Below are 245 nucleotides of genomic sequence, written 5' to 3'. Positions count from 1 at the left end.
CTCGTTTACGTGTTGCTTTGGGTAAGAAGTTGAACTTGGATCCACGTAGCATCGACGCCTACATTATGGGTGAACATGGTGATACTGAATTCGCTGCTTACGATGAAGCCACCATTGGTTCAAGACCATTACGTTCAGTTACTCAGGAACATGGCATTACCGATGCTGACCTTGACGAAATTGAAGATCAAACCATGCACAAGGCATACGAGATCATCAATACCAAGGGTGCTACCTACTATGGT

At 44.9% G+C, this 245-nt stretch carries 1 pseudogene; it reads left to right on the top strand.

Annotation, left to right across the window (positions count from 1 at the left end):
- Window positions 1-245, top strand: a pseudogene (locus CES79_RS12560) (L-lactate dehydrogenase); the annotation flags it as partial.

It is taken from the genome of Secundilactobacillus silagei JCM 19001, from assembly GCF_002217945.1.
Classification (GTDB): domain Bacteria; phylum Bacillota; class Bacilli; order Lactobacillales; family Lactobacillaceae; genus Secundilactobacillus; species Secundilactobacillus silagei.
This window is presented reverse-complemented; position numbering and strand designations above follow the sequence as displayed.